This is a genomic window from Arthrobacter sp. 05L44 (genome assembly GCF_056397605.1).
The window spans coordinates 81,464-100,192 of sequence record NZ_JBFTNS010000008.1; the positions used below are offsets into that span (position 1 = coordinate 81,464).

Here is an 18,729-nt window from a genome sequence, read left to right on the forward strand (position 1 = left end):
GGCCGGAAGGATCCTGCGATGATCAACAAAGTTGTTGCCAGCGCCGCCGAGGCCGTCGCGGACATCCGCGACGGCGCCTCCCTCGCCGTCGGGGGTTTCGGGCTGTGCGGAATCCCGGCAGCCCTGATCGAGGCCCTGCACGGCAGCGGCGCGACGGACCTGGAAACTGTCAGCAACAACTGCGGCGTCGATGACTGGGGACTGGGGATCCTGCTCAAAGACGGCCGGATCCGCCGGACCATCAGCTCATACGTGGGCGAGAACAAGGAATTCGCGCGGCAGTACCTTGCCGGCGAACTCGAAGTCGTCCTGACCCCGCAAGGAACCCTGGCAGAGAAGCTGCGCGCAGGCGGCGCCGGGATCCCCGCCTTCTACACGCCGGCCGGCGTCGGGACCCAGGTGTCCGACGGCGGCCTGCCGCAGAGGTACGACGCCGACGGGAACGTCGCGGTCGCCTCCGCCGCCAAGGAGGTGCGGAGCTTCCACGGCGCAGACTACGTGCTGGAGGAAGCCCTGACGCCCGATTTTGGGCTGGTCCACGCCTGGAAGGGCGACCGGCACGGCAACCTGGTCTTCCACGCGACCGCGATGAACTTCAACCCGCTCTGCGCCATGGCCGGGAGGATCACCATCGCTGAGGTCGAGGAACTGGTGGAGCCGGGGGAGCTGGACCCCGAACACGTCCACGTTCCCGGAATCTTCGTCCAGCGGGTTGTCCTCGCGCCGCAGGGTGAGAAACGCATCGAAAAGCGCACGGTTGCCGTGACCGGTGGCCCCGGTGCGGCACAACGTTCGCCAGGCCAGGCAGGAGCATAGCGATGGAACCGAACAAGCCCCAGGACGCCCCGCCCCGCCCCGAAGCGGTCCGGCACGAGTACCGGCCCTCCGCCGTCGAACATCCGGCCGGTGTGCAGGGCAAAGGCTGGACGCGCAACGAACTGGCGGCCCGGGTGGCGCAGGAGCTGCACAACGGCCAGTACGTCAACCTCGGCATCGGGATGCCCACGCTGATCCCCAATTACATTCCGGCCGGGGTCGAAGTGGTGCTGCATTCGGAGAACGGGATCCTCGGCGTCGGGCCCTACCCGGCCGAGGATCAGATCGATCCGGACCTGATCAACGCCGGCAAGGAAACAGTCACCGTCAACAAGGGCGCCGCGTTTTTCGACTCGGCGGCGTCCTTCGGGATGATCCGTGGCGGGCACGTGGATGTCGCGGTGCTCGGCGCCATGGAAGTGGCGCAGAACGGGGACCTCGCCAACTGGATGATCCCGGGCAAGATGGTCAAGGGCATGGGCGGCGCGATGGACCTGGTGTTCGGGGCCAAGAAGGTCATCGTCATGATGGAGCACGTGGACCGCAACGGCAACCCGAAAATTGTGGAGCAGTGCACCCTGCCGCTGACCGGCAAAGGCTGCGTGGACCGGATCATCACCGACCTCGCCGTGATCGACGTCGTCACCGAGGGCGGGAAATCCCGGCTGGTGCTGCGGGAGCTGGCTCCGGACGTGACCGCGGAGGACGTGGCCGCCGCCACCGGCGCCGAACTATTCGAGGAAGACCAGGAACTTACCGTATGACGACGAATGCAGCGCCCGAAACCGGTTCAGGTGCCGGCCGCAGTGCCGGCCGCAGTGCCGGCCGCAGTGCCGGCCACGGCACCGGCGGCAGTGCCGGTCCCCGGGTGATTGAACAACGCGGTCTCTACTTCGAGGAACTCGAAGAGGGGGTGGTCTACGCCCACCGGCCCGGCCGGACCGTGACGGAGACGGATAACGTCCTGTTCACCACCATGACCATGAATACCCAGGCACTGCACCTGGACGCTGCGTGGAGCGCCGGGCAGCCCTTTGGCCAGCGCCTGATGAACTCCATGTTCACCCTCGCCACCGTGGTGGGGCAGTCGGTCCCGCAGCTGACGCAGGGGACCATCATCGCCCAGCTGGGACTGACCGACGTGTCCTTCCCGCACCCGCTCTACCACGGGGACACGCTCTACACCGAGACCGTGGTGACCGGCAAGCGGCTCTCCTCCTCCCGGCCCGGGCAGGGGATCGTGACCATGCAGCACACGGGCCGGAACCAGGACGGTGTGGTGGTGGCGCTGGCGACGCGCAGCTGCCTGATGTGGACACGCGAGGCGCACGCCGCGGCCGAGCCGGAAACCGCGCAAAAGGGGACAATAAAGGCATGAGCTTCCTGATGGGCCCGGCCCTCCTGTTCTGCCCCGCCGACCGCCCCGAGCGCTACCAGAAGGCGGCCGGGCGCGCCGACGCCGTCATCCTTGACCTCGAGGACGCCGTGGCGCCGGCCGACAAGCAGCGTGCCCGAGGCGCCATCCTGGCCCAGCTGGGTTCCGCCGGGGATGGTCCGGAGCTCGACCCGAGCCGCACGATTGTCCGCGTCAACCCGGTCGGAACGGACGAGTTCGAGAAGGACCTGCACTGCCTCAAGCACACGCCTTACCGGCACGTCATGCTGGCCAAGGCCGAGAGCGCCGCACAACTGCGGGCGCTTGAGGGCTACAGTGTGGTCGCCCTGTGCGAGACGGCGGCGGGCATCGTCAACGCGGCCGCGATCGCCGCCGAGCCGAACGTGGTGGGCCTGATGTGGGGCGCCGAGGACCTGCTGGCGTCGCTCGGCGGCACCTCCAGCCGGAACGACGACGGCGGTTACCGTGCTGTGGCCCTGCACGCGAGGTCCACGGTCCTGCTGGCTGCCCGGGCCGCCGGCAAGGAAGCCGTCGACTCCGTGTACGTGAACATCCCCGATCTCGAGGGACTCGCGGCCGAGGCCCACGACGCCGTCGCCTCCGGGTTCGGCTCCAAAGCCTGCATCCACCCCAACCAGGTGGCCGTGGTCCGTGACGCGTACGCCCCTTCCGAGGCCGACGTCGCAGCGGCCGAAGAACTCCTGGGCGCCGCTGCGGCCGCGGGCACCGGCGTGTTCCAATTCAAGGGCAAGATGATCGACGGGCCCATCCTCAAGCACGCCGAAGCCACCCTCCGCCGCGCAGGCCGTTAGGTCTGGGGAATTCGGGGCGGGGTCCCGGGGTCCGGAGTGAGCCCAGTCCGCCAGGGCTCGTCGGTTCGCCACAAATGGCCGGATTGGTGGGCCGGTTAGCGGCCATTTGTGGCAACTCGGTGTGGTGCACACCGAAACCCCGGCCGCCCGCGCCCCGTTCCGGTCTTCCGCGCTGCACCTGGGCCTCGGGTGGTTGGCACGAGCGCTGAGTCGACTTCGGGCGATCACAGGGCCAGAACAGAAGCCCTACCTGCTGGAGCTCGTCGGTTCGCCACAAATGGCCGGATTGGTGGGCCGGTTAGCGGCCATTTGTGGCAATCCGACGTCGTGTGAATCGAGCGGGCCACTCAATATGTAGCCGCGGCGCCCCTTCGCCCGGCCGCCGGCCCGGTCCCAACCGGCGCCCAGATCCGGCACATCCCAACCGACCCTAGCGCCGCCACAGGTAGCGGTTCTCCGGGCGGCCGGCAGCACCGTAGCGCGGCGTGAGCCGGGCGAAGCCTGTAGCCACCAGATACTCGAGGTAGCGGCGGGCGCTGACCCGTGACAATCCAAGCCGGAGGGCCAGGCCTGCTGCGGACTCGTCGCCCGGGGTGTCCTGCAGGGCTTCGATGACCGCGTCCAGGGTGGGCCGGGAGAGTCCCTTGGGTAAGCGCGCTGGACTCTCTGTGGCTCCAGAAAATCCGACGGCCCCTGGCAACCCGGCCCTCGGCAGCCCAGCCGCCGACTCCCCGCCGTCAGCCCCATGGCCGCCCTGGTTCCCGTGACCCCCGTGACCCCCCGGACCGCCCCGCCCGGACAACGTGCCGGACAACCGCGAAGGGCGCGCCGGGGCCACGATCCGGTCGATCCGCTCCTGGTCCAGGGGGCCAGCGGAGGCACCGGCGGCGAGTTCGTCGCGCAGTGCCACGTAACGGTCCAGCCGGTCGTTCAGCGCCTGCGACGTGAACGGTTTGACGAGGTAGTGCAGTATGCCGCCGGCCATTGCCGAGCGCACGGTTTCCAGCTCACGCGACGCCGTGATCACCAGGACATCAACGGGCTGCCGGGGCCGATTCCGGAGCGCCTGCAGGACATCCAGTCCCGACATGTCCGGCAGGTGGATATCGAGGAGAACCAGTTCGGGCAGCAGTTCCGCAGCGAGATCCAGCCCCTGCTGCCCGGTGTGCGCCGTACCCACCACCTCGAAACCGCCACGGGCCAGCAGGAAGCCATGGTGGATCCCCGCCACGGCCACGTCATCGTCAATGATGAGGGTGCGTATGCCACTCATGGTCGTCCAAGTACCGCCTCTGGTGTCCCGGCGCCGGCTAACCCGGACACCTCTGTCCTGAAAACAACCGTAAAGCAGGCACCGCCAAGCGCCGAACGGGACACCACCGCGCTGCCACCCCGGCGCCGGGCCACACGCTGGACCAGGGCCAGGCCGAGCCCCCGGGTGTTGATCCCGTCCGGTTCCTTGCTGGTCACCCCGGGCTCGAACACCACTTCCCGGTCAGCCGCCGGAACGCCCGGCCCGTCGTCGTCCACCGTGAGCGTGCGTCCGCCGGGACCCTCGGCGAGGGCGACGGCGATGGTGCTGTCATAGCCGACGGCGTCCACGGCGTTGTCGATCAGGTTGCCGAGCACGGTGATGGCGTCGTCGGTGCCGTCCGGAGTGCAGACCGAGGCCGGGTCAACCTCGATGTCGATGCCCCGCTCCGCGCACACCGTGGACTTGGCGATCAACAGGGCCCGGACGCCGTCGTCGGTGATCCCCGGGGCGAGCGGGCGGTCCACGAACGCGGCATCGCTCTGGCTGCGGCCGAGGTAATCAACGGCCTTCGCCTGTTGGCCGAGCTCCAGCAGGCCGGAGATGACGTGGAGTTTGTTGGCGAATTCGTGCGCCTGGGCCCGCAAGGCCTGCGTCACGTCCAGGGCGCCGTCGCGGTCCCGGAGCATGGTGTGCAGTTCCGTCCGGTCGCGCAGGATCAGCACCTTCCCCACTTCCCGCCCGTCCACGGTGGCAGCATTGACCTTGCCCAGCAGGATGCGCTCGCCGGAAAGCACCAGCTCGTCCGTAGCGGACCCGGCCGCGAGCAGGCGATGGATCCCCGGCTCGAGCGAGTCGGTGGCAGCGGTGCCAAGGATCTCCTCGCCCACGTCCAGCAGCCGCCGCGCCTCATCGTTCACCAGTGCCACTTTGCCGTCGGCGTCGACCGCCACGAGCCCTTCGCCGAGGCCGTGGAGCATGGCGTCGCGGGTCTCGAGCAGGGCTGCGATGTCCTCGGGCTCGAGCTTGTAAATCCGCCGCCAGACCAGCTTCGAGACGTACATGGCGCCCAGGGAACTCAGGAGTGCGGCGCCCAGCAGCCAGCCGAACAGCAGCGGGAGGTCCTCGTTCAGGTCCGCCGCCAGGGTACTTTCCAGCACCCCCACCGACGCGGAGCCGATGACTGTGCCGCCGCGGTCAAAGATGGGAACCTTGACCCGCCAGGACTCGCCTAGGGTCCCTGTCTGGGTGCCGACATAGATGTCGCCGGACAGCGGTACGGAGGGGTCGGTGGAGACATGCTTGCCGATCTCCTCCGGATTCGGGTGGGACTGCCGGACGCCGTTGCGGTCGGTCACCACCACGTAGGTGACGTTGGAGGCCTGCCGGATGACCTCGGCGATCGGCTGGATGGTCTGCGCGGGGGAGTCGGTGCTGAAGGCGTCCACCACGGACGGCAGCCGGGCCACGCTGTCGGCGACGCCGATCATCCGGCTCTTGTACGCGTCGCGGAGCTGTTGTTCCTGCATCCGGATCGTCACGGCACCCACGACGGTGAGGACGGCCAGAACGATTCCGAGCTGCAGGGCCACCAGCTGAAAGCGCAGCGGAATCCTGTGAAACATGTCACAAGTGTCCCATCCGGTACCGGCGCGGCAGGACGGATGACGCCTTCGGGCCGTGACCAATATGACCACTACTACCTCTACGTCCGAATACTGTTCCCCGGCGGGACCCGCCCCTACGGTCGGGGAAGTGATTCCAATGATGTGCATCACATTTCGTACAAGGAGAGATAATGACGTCCCACCTCAACTTCACCCGCCGGGCCGCCCTCACGGCCGGTGCCGCAGGCCTCGTGCTCGCGATGTCCGCCTGCGCCGGAGGAGGCGCCGCTGCCGGGTCAGGCTCTGACTCCGTCAAGAAGCTCAGCATCATCGTCCCCGCCAACCCGGGCGGCGGCTGGGACCAGACCGGCCGCGCCATCCAGGCGGACCTGCAGTCCAACAAGCTCGTCTCCTCCGCCCAGGTCACCAACATCGGCGGCGGCGGCGGAACCAACGGCCTGGCCAAGCTCGCCACCGAAAAGGACGCCAACACCCTGATGGTGATGGGCTACGTGATGGTCGGCGCCGTGGAGACCAACGGGGCGAAGACCCGCCTCGAGGACACCACCCCGATCGCCCGCCTGACCGAGGAACCGCTGGTGCTCGTGGTGCCGGCCTCCTCGAAGTACCAGACCGTGCAGGACCTCGTGGCGGACATCAAGGCCAACGGCAAGGGTGTCGCCATCACCGGCGGCTCGGCCGGCGGCGCAGACCACATCCTGGCCGGCCAGATCCTGAAGTCCCAGGGCGTCGAGCCGGAGAAGCTGAACTACATCGGCTACTCGGGCGGCGGCGAATCCATCGCGGCGCTGCTGGGCAACAAGGTGCAGGCCGGCATCTCCGGCATCGGGGAATACGCGGAGCAGGTCAAGGCCGGCAAGGTCCGCGCGCTCGCCGTCTCCGGCAAAGCCGAAGTTCCGGCGCTGCCCGGCATCAAGCCCCTCAAGGAGCAGGGCATCGACGTCGTCCTGACCAACTGGCGCGGCGTAGTGGCGCCCGGTTCGATCGACGACGCCCAGCGCACCAAGCTCACCGAGCTGGTCACCAAGCTGCACGAGTCCGAGGCCTGGAAGTCCACCCTGAAGAAGAACAACTGGGACGACGCCTTCCTCGCCGGTGACGGGTTCAAGACCTTCCTCACCGACGACATCAGCAAGGTCAAGACCACCCTGACGCAGATTGGCCTGGTCAAGTAACAATGTCTTCGCAAGTTCTCACGCCCGCCAAACGGCCCACGGGGGAGATCCTTTTCGCCCTGGTGTTCGTCAGCGTGGGCGCGGCAGGACTCCTGACGGCGGGATCCATCCCGATCCCGCCGTCGGAGACCGGCATCGGCCCGCGTGCCTTCCCGTACATCGTGTGCAGCGTCCTGGTGCTGGTGGGCCTCGGCATCGTCATCCAGGTCCTGCGCGGCAAAGTCGGCCAGGCCGAGGAGGGTGAGGACCTCGACGTCACGGCCAAAACGGACTGGATCGCGCTGGCCAAGCTCGTCGCCTTCGTTGTGCTGCACATCTTCCTGATCGAACCGGCAGGCTGGCCAATCGCCGCAGCCGTGCTGTTCAGCGGATCCGCCTGGACCCTCGAGGCCAAGCCGCTGTGGAAGGCCATCCTGGTCTCGGTGATCATGGCCCTGGTGCTGCAGTACGTCTTTGGCGGCCTGCTGGGCGTCTCGCTCCCGCCGGGTCCGCTGCTTGAGGGGGTGCCGTTCTTCCATGGATAGCTTTATGCTCCTGCTCGAAGGCTTCACGACCGCGCTTCAGCCGGTCTACCTGCTGTACGCCCTGGGGGGCGTGTTCGTCGGTACCGCCGTCGGTGTGCTGCCGGGCATCGGGCCGGCCATGACGGTGGCCCTGCTGATGCCGATCACCTATGCGCTGGACCCGGCGGCGGCCCTGATCGTGTTCGCCGGTATCTACTACGGCGGCATGTACGGCGGCTCCACCACCTCCATCCTGCTCAACACCCCGGGCGAGTCCTCCTCGATTGTCACCGCCCTCGAGGGCAACAAAATGGCCAAGGCCGGCCGGGGAGCAGCAGCGCTGGCGACGGCGGCGATCGGCTCGTTCATCGCCGGCACCATCGCCACCGTGCTGCTGTCCTTCCTGGCCCCGGTGGTGGCGGATCTCGCCGTCGGGCTCGGCCCGGTCGATTACGTCGCACTGATGGTGGTGGCGTTCCTGACCGTTGGCGCCCTGCTGGGCGCCTCCGTACTGCGCGGGCTGGCGTCACTGGCCCTGGGGCTGTTCATCGGCCTGATCGGAATCGACGACAGCACCGCCCAGCAACGGTTCACGTTCGACAACCCCAACCTGGTGGACGGCATCGACATGGTGCTGGTGGCCGTGGGCCTCTTCGCCCTGGGTGAGGCGCTGTACGTGGCCTCCAAGCTCCGGCACGGGCCCGTGGAAGTCATCCCCGTCAGCAAGGGCAAGAACGCCTGGCTGTCCAGGGAGGACTGGAAGCGGTCCTGGAAGCCCTGGCTGCGCGGGACGTTCATCGGCTTCCCGATCGGCACCGTGCCGGCCGGCGGCGCCGACGTCTCCACCTTCCTGTCCTACGCCGCCGAACGCCGGCTCGCCAAGGGCGCCCACAAAGCGCAGTTCGGCAAGGGCGCCATCGAGGGTGTCGCCGGTCCGGAGGCGGCCAACAACGCCGCCGCCGCCGGCGTCCTGGTCCCGCTGCTGACCCTGGGCATCCCGACGACGGCCACCGCCGCCATGATGCTCACCGCATTTCAGCGCTACCAGATCCAGCCCGGGCCGCTCCTGTTTGAAAACCAGGGCGCACTGGTCTGGACCCTGATCGCCTCGCTGTACGTGGGCAACCTGATGCTGCTGGTCCTCAACCTGCCCCTGGTGGGCCTCTGGGTGAAGATCCTGCAGATCCCGCGGCCGTTCCTGTACGCCGGCATCCTGGTGTTCGCGGCGCTGGGCGCCTTCTCGGTGAACTTCTCGCCGAGCGACGTCGGTGTCCTCCTGGTGGTGGGCATCCTGGGCTACTTCATGCGCCGCTACGGTTACCCCGTGGCGCCCATGGTGGTGGCGATGATCCTGGGCCCGATGTTCGAAGTGCAGCTGCGGCGCTCGCTGCAGCTCTCCCAGAACGACCCCTCGGCCCTGTTCTCCACGCCGTTCGCCGTGGTGGTCTACGCGACCATGGCCCTGATCTTCCTGGGCTCCTGGTGGCTTCGCCGCCGGCAGGCAGCCCTGGAAGCGGTCACGGAGAAGGAGTCCGTGTCCGTCTGACCGATCCAGTTGGCAGTTCGCGGCAGTGTTGGGCAAACACTGCCGCGGACTGCCAACCCGCGTCCGGACGGCGTGCCCGGGGAATCCGGTGCCGCCGCCGTGCGGGATACTTAAGAAATGCAGCCGCGCACAATCGTCCTCCTTGGTTCCACCGGTTCCATCGGCACCCAGGCCATCGACGTCGTCGACGGCGCCCCGCACCTTTTCGAGATCGTGGCGCTCAGCGCCGGCGGCGGCAACCCTGAACTTCTGGCGCGCCAGGCCGTACACACCCGGGCCCGCGCCGTCGGCGTCGCCACCGGCGACGCCACAGCCCTCCAGCAACTGATCGACGACGCCGCCCGTGCGGCCGGCGTCGCAGGCTACCGGCCGGAGCTCATCACCGGCCCGGACGCGTCCACCCGGATCGCGGAAATCCCCGCCGACGTGGTGCTCAACGGAATCACCGGGTCCATTGGGCTCGCCCCCACCCTGGCCGCCCTGAAGTCCGGCGCCACGCTGGCCCTGGCGAACAAGGAATCCCTGATCGTGGGCGGTGCCCTGGTCAAGGCGGCCGCCCGCGACGGCCAGATCGTCCCCGTTGATTCCGAGCACTCGGCGATCGCCCAGTGCCTCCGGTCCGGAACGGCGGCCGAGGTGGACCGGCTGGTCCTCACCGCCTCGGGCGGCCCGTTCCGCGGAATGACCCGGGAGCAACTGCAGGACGTCAGCCCGCGGGACGCCCTCGCGCACCCCACCTGGGACATGGGCCTGATGGTCACCACCAACTCAGCGAGCCTGGTCAACAAGGGCCTGGAAGTCATCGAGGCCCACCTGCTCTTCGACATCCCGCTGGACCGCATCGACGTTGTGGTGCACCCGCAGTCCGTGGTGCACTCGATGGTCCAGTTCGTGGACGGTTCCACCATCGCCCAGGCCTCACCCCCTGATATGCGCCTGCCCATCGCCCTGGGCCTCGGCTGGCCGGACCGGGTGGCCGGCGCCGCCAGCCCGTGCGACTGGAGCAAAGCCACCAGCTGGACCTTCGAACCCCTCGACACCGTCGCCTTCCCGGCCGTGGACCTCGCCAAGGATGCGGCCCGGCAGGGCAGTACCTTCCCGGCGGTATTCAACGCCGCCAACGAGGAGGCCGTGATGGCCTTCCACGCCGGCCGGATCCGCTTCACCGATATTGTCGATACCATCGAAGCCGTCCTCAGCGAGCATTCAGGATCCTCCGGGCTGACGGTCGAATCCGTACTGGATGCTGAAAAGTGGGCACGCACGCGGACGCTTGAGCGTTTGGCCGTGGGAAGTGCCTAAGAAGCAGCCGACCGATGCCCAGGAAGTAGCAAGCCAAGCATGAGCCCCGTTGTCCTCTTTATCCTCGGCGTAGTTTTCGTCGTGATCGGCATCGCCGTGTCCATCGCCCTGCATGAAGTGGGGCACCTGGTGCCGGCCAAGCTCTTCAAAGTGCGCGTCACGAAGTACATGATCGGTTTCGGACCCACCCTCTGGTCCAAGCGCCGCGGCGAAACCGAATACGGCATCAAGGCCATCCCGCTGGGCGGGTTTGTGTCCATGATCGGCATGTACCCGCCAAATAAGACCGACGGCAGCGTCCGGCCCTCCAGCACCGGGATGTTCCAGTCGCTGGCCACCGACGCCCGCTCCCTGGCGCACGAGGAAATCGGCCCCGACGACGCCGGCCGGGTCTTCTACCGCCTCCCGGTCTGGAAGAAAATCATCATCATGCTCGGCGGCCCGGCGATGAACCTGCTGATCGGCGTCGTGCTCACCGCCGTGCTGCTGATGGGTTTCGGCGTCTCGGAATCGACCACCACCATCGCCGACGTCTCCAAGTGCCAGGTGAAGGCCGGCCAGACGGTCGACCCCAACTCCGGGGACTGCAAACTGACTCCGGCCGCCGCGGCGGGGCTGAAGCCGAACGACCGCATCACCTCGTTCGATGGCAAGGCCGTCACCAGCTGGGACGAGCTCACCGGCTGGATCCGCGCGTCGGCGGGCAAGCAGGTGAGCCTCATCGTGGAGCGCGACGGCGCCCCGGTCACCACCACCGTCACCCCGGTGCTTTCCGCCCGGCCCGTGGTTGGCACCGACGGCCGGCAGGCCAAGGACGCCGACGGCAAGCTGCGCTACCAGGACGTTGGCTTCCTCGGCATCGGCGCCCAGACTGCGCTTGTCCCGCAGCCGGCGTCGACCGTGCTGCCGATGGCGGGCGAGAACATCCAGCAGATCGCCGGCGTTGTGTTGAACCTGCCCGCTCGCGTGGCCGGGGTTGCGCAGGCGGCCTTCAGCGAGGAGCCCCGAGACCCCAACGGCCCGATCAGCGTGGTCGGGGTGGGCCGCGTCGCCGGCGAGGTCGCCGCCATGGAGCAGGTCCCGCTGCAGAGCCGCTTCGCCGCCCTGGTGGGGCTGCTGGCCGGGCTCAACTTCGCGCTGGCCGTGTTCAACCTGGTGCCGCTGCTGCCGCTGGACGGCGGCCATGTGGCCGGGGCGCTATACGAGGGAGCCCGACGTCGGATTGCCAGGCTGTTTGGCCGGCCCGATCCGGGCGCGTTCGATATCGCCAAGCTGCTGCCGGTGACCTACGTGGTGGCCGTGCTGCTGATGGGCATGTCGGCGCTGCTGGTCTACGCGGACATCGTCAAGCCGGTCAACCTGTTCGGCTGATCCCGCGGCACGGGCCCCGGATCACAACAGCCGGTTCAGACTGACTTATCTTTCTCAGCTTATGTCGGCTGATTATGAATAATCAGTTATAAACGGTTGATCTTTGGATATCAGCTGTCTATGGTTGGCGTATGTACGTCATGACCATCGACCAGCGTGGCAGCAGCTCCGACGTCGACCGCGTCCCCGCCCTGCTCGCTGAACTCGCGGACCTCCACCCGGGCGCCCACTTTGAGCGCTCCGTCGGGGACGAACTCCAGGGCGTACTGACGAACCCCGGCATAGTGGTGGACATCGCCCTTCATGCCCTTCGCAGCGGCCGCTGGTACGTCGGGATCGGCGTCGGCAACGTCGACCGGCCGCTGCCACCCAGCCCCCGGGAAGGAGCCGGACCGGCCTTTGTGGCGGCCCGCCTCGCCGTGGAACGGGCCAAAGCGGCCTCGTCCCATGTGCCACTGGCCGTCGCCGCCGGGGGACCACGGCGGGGGACTGCCGCGGCTCCCGGGCCGGCCGGCACGGACCGCGGGACGGACACTGGGCCCGGCGCCAGGGAATGCGCGAACGCCGAGGCGGTGCTGCGGCTGATCGGGCGGGTGGTCCTGGACCGGACGGCGGCACAGTGGAAGGTGGTGGACGTCCTGCGCGGCATCCAGGGCGGCCGTGGAGGGACCCACGGGAGTGTCCACGGCACCCAAAAAGCCGCCGCCGGCCAACTCGGAATCACCGAACAGTCGGTGAGCCGTGCCCTGCTTCGCTCCGGCTGGCAGGAAGAATGGGCCGCACGGCCCGCCGCGGAGATGCTCCTGGCGCTGGCCGACGGCCTGACCGCCGGGACGGACAACCCCGCCCGGCCAACCCTGAGCGAAGGAGACCGGTGAGCGCCCTATGGATTGCGGTGGCCCTGCTGGCCGCCGGGTTTGCCGGCTGGCCCGTCACGGCGCTGGTGTTCCGGCTCGCCCGGACCATCGATGACCGCTCGGACAGCCGCAGCGATGCGGACGGCACGACGGCCGCTGAACGATCCGCCACGGACGGGGCGGTCGATGGCGAGATCACCCGGCCGGCGCCGGCGGCAGTTACGCCCTCCCGGACGCCCTCCGCGCCGGCAGGCTCCGCGCCGGGCACGGCCGAACCCACCCCTCCGGGCGATGCGCCGGACGTGGCATCGGGTGAGACTCCTGCCAACGGCGCAGGGACGCGCATCCTGCGCGGCGGGGCCATTATCGGTGTCCTCGAGCGGCTGGCGGTCTGCCTTGCCATCCTCACCGGCCAGCCTGTCGCGATCGCCTACGTGGTGGCAATCAAGGGCCTCGGCCGTTTCGCGGAGCTGAAGGAAACCCCCGTGGCCGCGGAGCGGTTCATCATCGGCACCCTGACCTCCCTGCTGTGGGCTGCCGGTGTCGCGGCGCTGGTCAAGGTGCTCTTCCTGGGGTGAGGCCGGGGGGAGCGGATGGGAACCCGGCGGGCAGGGCGATAGGGTATTCACATGACTGTTTTTGCTGTTGAGTACGTTTTTGATGCCGAGTCCGCAGAAATCCGCGACGCCACCCGGCCCGCGCACCGCGAATGGACCGCAGCACTCGCGCAGGAGGGAACCCTTCTCGCCAGCGGACCTTACACGGATGGCGCCGGCGCCCTGCTGCTTTTCAAGGCCGACGATGAGCAAGCACTCAACGAACTCCTCAAGCAGGACCCTTACGCCGGCACCGGTGCCGTCTCCGGCACCCGCACGATGGCTTGGGCTCCTGTGACCGGCCTCCTGGCCGGCCACGCCGCCTAGCCTCTTCCCGCCCACCCGCCATCGATATTTCGACCTAGAATTCGATTCACAGAGGAGTCCACGTGACCTCGGTCAGCCTGGGAATGCCGTCGGCACCGCCCCCCGTTCTTGCCCCGCGCCGGAAGACCCGCCAGATCAAGGTGGGCTCGGTGGGCGTCGGCTCCGATTCACCGATCAGCGTGCAGTCGATGACCACGACTCCGACCACGGACATCAACGCCACCCTGCAGCAGATCGCCGAACTGACAGCCTCCGGCTGCGACATCGTCCGGGTGGCCTGCCCGTCCGCCGATGACGCCGAGGCCCTGCCGATCATCGCCCGGAAATCGCAGATCCCCGTGATCGCGGACATCCACTTCCAGCCGAAATACGTTTTCGCCGCGATTGAGGCCGGTTGCGCCGCGGTCCGCGTGAACCCCGGCAACATCCGCAAGTTCGATGACCAGGTCAAGGAAATCGCGCGGGCGGCCAAGGACCACGGCACCTCCATCCGGATCGGCGTCAACGCCGGGTCGCTGGAGCCGGGCATCCTGAAAAAGTACGGCAAGGCCACCCCGGAGGCCCTGGTGGAATCCGCCGTCTGGGAAGCCTCCCTGTTTGAGGAACACGGCTTCCACGACTTCAAGATCTCCGTCAAGCACAACGATCCCGTCATTATGGTGGCCGCCTACGAGATGCTCGCCGAAAAAGGCGACTGGCCGCTGCACCTCGGTGTGACCGAGGCCGGCCCCGCGTTCCAGGGCACCATCAAGTCGGCCACTGCCTTTGGCGCCCTGCTCTCGCGTGGCATCGGTGACACCATCCGGGTGTCCCTCTCCGCCCCGCCGGTGGAGGAAATCAAGGTGGGCAACCAGATTCTGCAGTCCCTGAACCTGCGCCCGCGCAAGCTTGAGATTGTGTCCTGCCCCTCCTGCGGCCGCGCCCAGGTGGATGTGTACACGCTCGCCGAGCAGGTCACTGCCGGCCTGGAGGGCATGGAAGTTCCGCTCCGCGTCGCAGTGATGGGTTGTGTGGTGAATGGCCCCGGCGAGGCCCGGGAAGCTGACCTCGGTGTGGCGTCCGGCAACGGCAAGGGCCAGATCTTCGTCAAGGGCGAGGTCATCAAGACCGTGCCCGAGGACCAGATTGTTGAAACACTGATCGAAGAGGCCATGCGTCTCGCTGAAGAGATGGGGGAGTCCGATGGCGAAGATGCTGTCCAGGGTGGCCCCGTGGTTAGCGTCTCGTAAGGACGGCGCCGCTACCGGCGCCATCGAGGGCCTTCCCGAGGGCATCGGCGTGCGCGTCCTGCAGGGCGCGGACACCGGCGCCCTGCAGGAGCTTGCCGGCCAGGATGCGATCGCCAACGTCTTCATCCTGTCCCACCTTGAGTCCGCCGGGACGGCGTCGCCCACCGCCGGCGGTGCCAGCATCTTCGGCGTGTTCGACGGCGATGCCCTGGTGGGTGCGTGCTGGGCCGGGGCCAACCTGGTACCGGTGCAGCTTGACCCTGATCTGGCCGTTGTGGTCGCTGCGGCGGCGCACCGGACCGGGCGGCGCTACGCCTCCATCTTTGGCCCGGCCGAGGCCGTCCTGGCGCTTTACGCGGCACTGGAGCAGCTGGGCCACACGGCGCAGGAACTCCGTCCCGAGCAGCCCCTGATGACCATCGCCGGGCCGCCCCTGCTGGAACCGAATCCCGCGTTGGGGTTCGGTCGGCTCGCCGACTTTGACCAGATCCTTCCTGCGTGCGCGGCCATGTTCGAGGAAGAAGTGGGGTATTCGCCTTATCTTGGCGGCCGCGACTACTACAGCCGGCGGGTCCGGGGCCTGATCCGGGCCGGCCACTCGCTGGCGCATCTGGGCCCGGACGGCGAGGTGGTGTTCAAGGCCGAGCTCGGGGCGGTAACAGCGGAGGTGACGCAGGTCCAGGGTGTCTGGATGAATCCGGCGTTCCGCGGGCTGGGCCTCAGCGCTGGCTACATGGCCGCCGTCGTGGTCCTCGCGCAGACGCTGGCGCCGGTCACCAGCCTGTACGTAAACGACTTCAATGCCCGTGCGCGGGCCAGCTATACCCGGGTCGGATTCCGGCAGGTGGGGACTTTCGCGACCGTCCTGTTCTAGACACCTTCTTGACACCCGCTTTTGACAAAAATGTGGGTGGAGACTCTTGTTTTAGCGACGTGGATCACATAGGTTCTAGCTAGCCGCGCTGAGCAGGCGCGAGCGGTCTCAGGAATGAACCAACCACTGGCTGCAGGGACCGCCCGAAAGGGCAGGATCAGGTACACCGGCAGCCGTGGACAGAGCGGCTCTGGGGTCGCAGGGGCCACGCCATCACAGGATGACCAGCCGGAAACGGCCAGGGGCTTCCGTGTCATGGCGTGGCTCTTCCCATTCCAGGCGGGATTTCCGGCGGTGGCTTGGCGGTAGATTAGTGTCTGGACATTTTCCTAACTACCGGTCCGCCCCCGCACTTCCTCAGAAACGGATACCTTTCAGTGGTCCTTCGACTTTCCAAGCTATTCCTGCGCACCCTGCGTGAAGATCCCGCCGACGCCGAGGTAGCCAGCCACCGGCTCCTGGTCCGTGCCGGCTACATCCGCCGGGCCGCTCCGGGCATCTACACGTGGCTGCCGTTGGGGCTCAGCGTGCTGCGCCGGGTCGAGGAGATCATCCGGGAGGAAATGACCGCGATCGGAGCGCAGGAAGTCCACTTCCCGGCGCTGCTGCCCAAGGAACCCTACGAGGCGACCAACCGCTGGACCGAATACGGCGAAGGCATCTTCCGGCTCCAGGACCGCAAGGGCAACGACTACCTGCTGGCGCCGACGCACGAGGAAATGTTCACCCTCCTGGTCAAGGACCTGTACTCCTCGTACAAGGACCTGCCGCTGAGCATCTACCAGATCCAGAACAAGTACCGCGACGAGGCCCGTCCGCGGGCGGGCCTGCTGCGCGGCCGCGAGTTCATCATGAAGGACTCCTACTCTTTCGACGTCGACGACGCCGGCCTGGACGCCAGCTACGCCGCGCACCGCTCCGCCTACCTGAAGATCTTCGAGCGCCTCGGCCTGGAGGTCGTCCCGGTTGCCGCCACGGCTGGTGCCATGGGCGGGTCCAAGAGTGAAGAATTCCTGCACCCCACCGAGATCGGCGAGGACACCTTTGTGCGCTCCGCCGGCGGCTACGCAGCCAACGTCGAGGCCGTCACCACCGTTGTGCCCGCCGAGATCGACTTCAGCAACGCCCCGGCGGCCGAGGTCCGGGACACCCCGGACACCCCGACCATCGAAACCCTGGTCGACGCCGCCAACACCCTGGTTCCCCGGAACGACGGCGGCGAGTGGACCGCCGCCGACACCCTCAAGAACGTCGTTCTCGCCGTGACGCTGCCCACCGGCGAACGGCAGCTGGTGGTCATCGGCGTCCCCGGCGACCGCGGCGTCGACCTCAAGCGCGTCGAAGCCAACATTGGGGCCTTCCTGCCGATCGCCGGCGAAATCACGCTGGAGGCCGCCAACGAGGAAGACCTCAAGAAGCAACCGCTCCTGGTCAAGGGCTACATCGGCCCCGGCCTGGCCCTGGACGCGCCGCTGCTGGGCGCCGAGGGCGCCGCCAAGCTGCTCTACCTCGTGGACCCACGGGTTGTCCGCGGCTCCGCCTGGGTGACCGGCGCCAACGAGGCCGGCAAGCACGTCTTCGGCCTGGTCGCCGGCCGCGACTTCGGCTGGGACGGCGTCATCGAGGCCACTGAGGTGCGCGCCGGCGATGCGGCACCGGACGGCTCCGGCCCCCTGGAGACCGCGCGCGGCATCGAGATGGGCCACATCTTCCAGCTCGGCCGCAAGTATGCCGCTGCCCTGGACCTCAAGGTCCTGGACCAGAACGGCAAGCAGGTGGTGGTTACCATGGGCTCCTACGGCGTCGGCGTCACCCGTGCTGTGGCCGCGCTGGCCGAGTCCAACCACGATGACAAGGGCCTGGTCTGGCCGCGCGCCGTCGCGCCGGCCGACGTCCACGTTGTCGCCGTGGGCCGCGGCGAGGAAATCTTCGCGGCAGCGGAGCAGCTGGCACTCGACCTCGAGGCCGCCGGACTCGAGGTTATCTACGACGACCGTCCCAAGGTCTCCCCGGGCGTGAAGTTCGGCGACGCCGATCTCGTGGGCGTTCCGACGATCCTCGCCGTCGGGCGCGGACTGGTGGACGGTGTGGTGGAGATCAAGGACCGCCGCAGCGGCGAAGCCGAGAACGTGGCCGTGGACAAGGCTGTCGACTTCGTCGTCAACGCCGTCCGCGGCAACTGACCCTCCCGGCGTTGCAGGGAATGGTCTCCGGACTTGAATCCATCCAGCTCGCCACGCTCATCCTGGTCATTGTGGCCGGCTTCGCGGCCGGCTGGGTTGACGCGGTGGTGGGCGGCGGCGGACTGATCCAGCTCCCGGTGATGCTGCTGGTGCCCGGGATCAGCCCGGTCCAGGCGCTGGCCACCAACAAGATGGGCTCCATCTTCGGCACCACCACCAGCACCATCACGTTCTACCGGCGCGTCCGGCCTGACCTGCGCACCGCCATACCCATGGCGGTGATTGCGCTGGCCGGGAGCTTCGGCGGGGCGGTGCTCGCGGCCAACCTGCCCGCCAGCGTGTTCAAACCGATCATTGTTGCCGCGCTGATCGCCGTCGCCCTCTTCACCGCGTTCCGGCCCAACGTGGGGGAGCTGACCCAACTGCGGCACAACGGCCACCGGCACTACGTGGTGGCCTGCCTGATCGGCGCCGTGATCGGGTTCTACGACGGCCTGATCGGACCCGGCACTGGATCCTTCCTGATCATCGCGCTGGTCTCCGCGATGGGCTACGCCTTCCTGGAGGCCAGTGCCAAGGCCAAGATCGTCAACATGGCCACCAACGCCGGCGCCCTGATGTTCTTCCTCCCGCACGGGTCGCTGCTGTGGGGCCTTGGCCTAGTGCTGGGGGCCGCCAACATGGCCGGCGGCTACCTTGGCGCCCGGACGGCGGTCAGCCGGGGCAGCAAATTCATCCGGATTGTGTTCCTTGTGGTGGTCGGCGCGCTGATCATCAAGCTCGGCTCCGACGTCTGGCACGACGCCTTCGCCTGACCCTGTCAGCCCCGTCAGCCCCGTCAGCCCTCAGCCCCCTGGGCTGC

Annotated in this window: 18 protein-coding genes; 16 read left to right on the forward strand and 2 right to left on the reverse strand. The window is 68.1% G+C overall.

Annotated elements, in window-relative coordinates; all coding sequences use genetic code 11:
* Positions 1 to 18 precede the first annotated feature (18 nt).
* From AC1DHY_RS14075 to AC1DHY_RS14090, 4 genes are read left to right on the forward strand one after another with little or no spacing between them, the layout of a single operon-like run.
* Complete coding sequence (locus AC1DHY_RS14075) at positions 19 to 816, forward strand: CoA transferase subunit A (protein ID WP_476880141.1); 798 nt, start codon at positions 19 to 21, stop codon at positions 814 to 816.
* A 2-nt stretch (positions 817 to 818) separates the two neighbouring features.
* Positions 819 to 1,580 carry a CoA transferase subunit B gene (locus AC1DHY_RS14080; protein ID WP_476903784.1) on the forward strand — a complete coding sequence of 254 codons (762 nt, stop codon included), beginning with the start codon at positions 819 to 821 and terminating at the stop codon, positions 1,578 to 1,580.
* Positions 1,577 to 2,194 (forward strand): MaoC family dehydratase, encoded by a 618-nt coding sequence (locus AC1DHY_RS14085; protein ID WP_476880683.1) that lies wholly within the window; start codon positions 1,577 to 1,579, stop codon positions 2,192 to 2,194. Before AC1DHY_RS14080 ends, AC1DHY_RS14085 begins: the two co-directional genes overlap by 4 nt.
* On the forward strand, positions 2,191 to 3,024 hold the full coding sequence (locus tag AC1DHY_RS14090) for an HpcH/HpaI aldolase/citrate lyase family protein (RefSeq protein WP_476903785.1): 834 nt from the start codon (positions 2,191 to 2,193) through the stop codon (positions 3,022 to 3,024). Before AC1DHY_RS14085 ends, AC1DHY_RS14090 begins: the two co-directional genes overlap by 4 nt.
* A gap of 430 nt (positions 3,025 to 3,454) precedes the next feature.
* Here the strand turns inward: AC1DHY_RS14090 and AC1DHY_RS14095 are convergent, their stop codons facing one another.
* Together AC1DHY_RS14095 and AC1DHY_RS14100 are read right to left on the reverse strand one after the other, a co-directional pair.
* Positions 3,455 to 4,297: a response regulator transcription factor gene (locus AC1DHY_RS14095; RefSeq protein ID WP_476903786.1), complete on the reverse strand. Its 843-nt coding sequence runs from the start codon at positions 4,295 to 4,297 to the stop codon at positions 3,455 to 3,457.
* Positions 4,294 to 5,901: an ATP-binding protein gene (locus AC1DHY_RS14100; RefSeq protein ID WP_476880061.1), complete on the reverse strand. Its 1,608-nt coding sequence runs from the start codon at positions 5,899 to 5,901 to the stop codon at positions 4,294 to 4,296. The genes AC1DHY_RS14095 and AC1DHY_RS14100 overlap by 4 nt, the downstream gene beginning before the upstream one ends.
* A 173-nt stretch (positions 5,902 to 6,074) precedes the next feature.
* Between AC1DHY_RS14100 and AC1DHY_RS14105 the strand changes: the two genes are divergently transcribed.
* The 12 genes from AC1DHY_RS14105 to AC1DHY_RS14160 all read left to right on the forward strand — a co-directional run bounded on the left by AC1DHY_RS14105 (position 6,075) and on the right by AC1DHY_RS14160 (position 18,682).
* Positions 6,075 to 7,079, forward strand: coding sequence for a Bug family tripartite tricarboxylate transporter substrate binding protein (locus AC1DHY_RS14105; RefSeq protein ID WP_476903787.1), 1,005 nt, complete (start codon positions 6,075 to 6,077; stop codon positions 7,077 to 7,079).
* Between the two features lie 2 nt (positions 7,080 to 7,081).
* Positions 7,082 to 7,603, forward strand: coding sequence for a tripartite tricarboxylate transporter TctB family protein (locus tag AC1DHY_RS14110; protein ID WP_476880063.1), 522 nt, complete (start codon positions 7,082 to 7,084; stop codon positions 7,601 to 7,603).
* Positions 7,596 to 9,128 (forward strand): tripartite tricarboxylate transporter permease, encoded by a 1,533-nt coding sequence (locus AC1DHY_RS14115; RefSeq protein ID WP_476880064.1) that lies wholly within the window; start codon positions 7,596 to 7,598, stop codon positions 9,126 to 9,128. Before AC1DHY_RS14110 ends, AC1DHY_RS14115 begins: the two co-directional genes overlap by 8 nt.
* A 117-nt stretch (positions 9,129 to 9,245) precedes the next feature.
* On the forward strand, positions 9,246 to 10,430 hold the full coding sequence (dxr, locus tag AC1DHY_RS14120) for a 1-deoxy-D-xylulose-5-phosphate reductoisomerase (RefSeq protein WP_476903788.1): 1,185 nt from the start codon (positions 9,246 to 9,248) through the stop codon (positions 10,428 to 10,430).
* Between the two features lie 39 nt (positions 10,431 to 10,469).
* Entirely contained in the window at positions 10,470 to 11,801 is a 1,332-nt protein-coding gene (locus AC1DHY_RS14125; RefSeq protein ID WP_476880400.1) for a M50 family metallopeptidase, read from the forward strand.
* 131 nt (positions 11,802 to 11,932) lie between these two features.
* Positions 11,933 to 12,679: a MarR family transcriptional regulator gene (locus AC1DHY_RS14130; protein WP_476903789.1), complete on the forward strand. Its 747-nt coding sequence runs from the start codon at positions 11,933 to 11,935 to the stop codon at positions 12,677 to 12,679.
* Entirely contained in the window at positions 12,676 to 13,236 is a 561-nt protein-coding gene (locus tag AC1DHY_RS14135; RefSeq protein ID WP_476880398.1) for a hypothetical protein, read from the forward strand. The genes AC1DHY_RS14130 and AC1DHY_RS14135 overlap by 4 nt, the downstream gene beginning before the upstream one ends.
* 51 nt (positions 13,237 to 13,287) lie before the next feature.
* On the forward strand, positions 13,288 to 13,581 hold the full coding sequence (locus tag AC1DHY_RS14140; RefSeq protein WP_476880397.1) for a YciI family protein: 294 nt from the start codon (positions 13,288 to 13,290) through the stop codon (positions 13,579 to 13,581).
* Between the two features lie 62 nt (positions 13,582 to 13,643).
* Positions 13,644 to 14,810 (forward strand): flavodoxin-dependent (E)-4-hydroxy-3-methylbut-2-enyl-diphosphate synthase, encoded by a 1,167-nt coding sequence (gene ispG, locus AC1DHY_RS14145; protein ID WP_476903790.1) that lies wholly within the window; start codon positions 13,644 to 13,646, stop codon positions 14,808 to 14,810.
* A complete protein-coding gene (locus AC1DHY_RS14150; protein ID WP_476903798.1) occupies positions 14,773 to 15,684 on the forward strand; it encodes a GNAT family N-acetyltransferase in 912 nt (303 codons plus the stop codon). The genes ispG and AC1DHY_RS14150 overlap by 38 nt, the downstream gene beginning before the upstream one ends.
* A gap of 377 nt (positions 15,685 to 16,061) precedes the next feature.
* Positions 16,062 to 17,867 (forward strand): proline--tRNA ligase, encoded by a 1,806-nt coding sequence (locus AC1DHY_RS14155; protein ID WP_476879513.1) that lies wholly within the window; start codon positions 16,062 to 16,064, stop codon positions 17,865 to 17,867.
* Positions 17,868 to 17,887: 20 nt separating this feature from the next.
* A complete protein-coding gene (locus tag AC1DHY_RS14160) occupies positions 17,888 to 18,682 on the forward strand; it encodes a sulfite exporter TauE/SafE family protein (RefSeq protein WP_476879514.1) in 795 nt (264 codons plus the stop codon).
* Positions 18,683 to 18,729 lie beyond the last annotated feature (47 nt).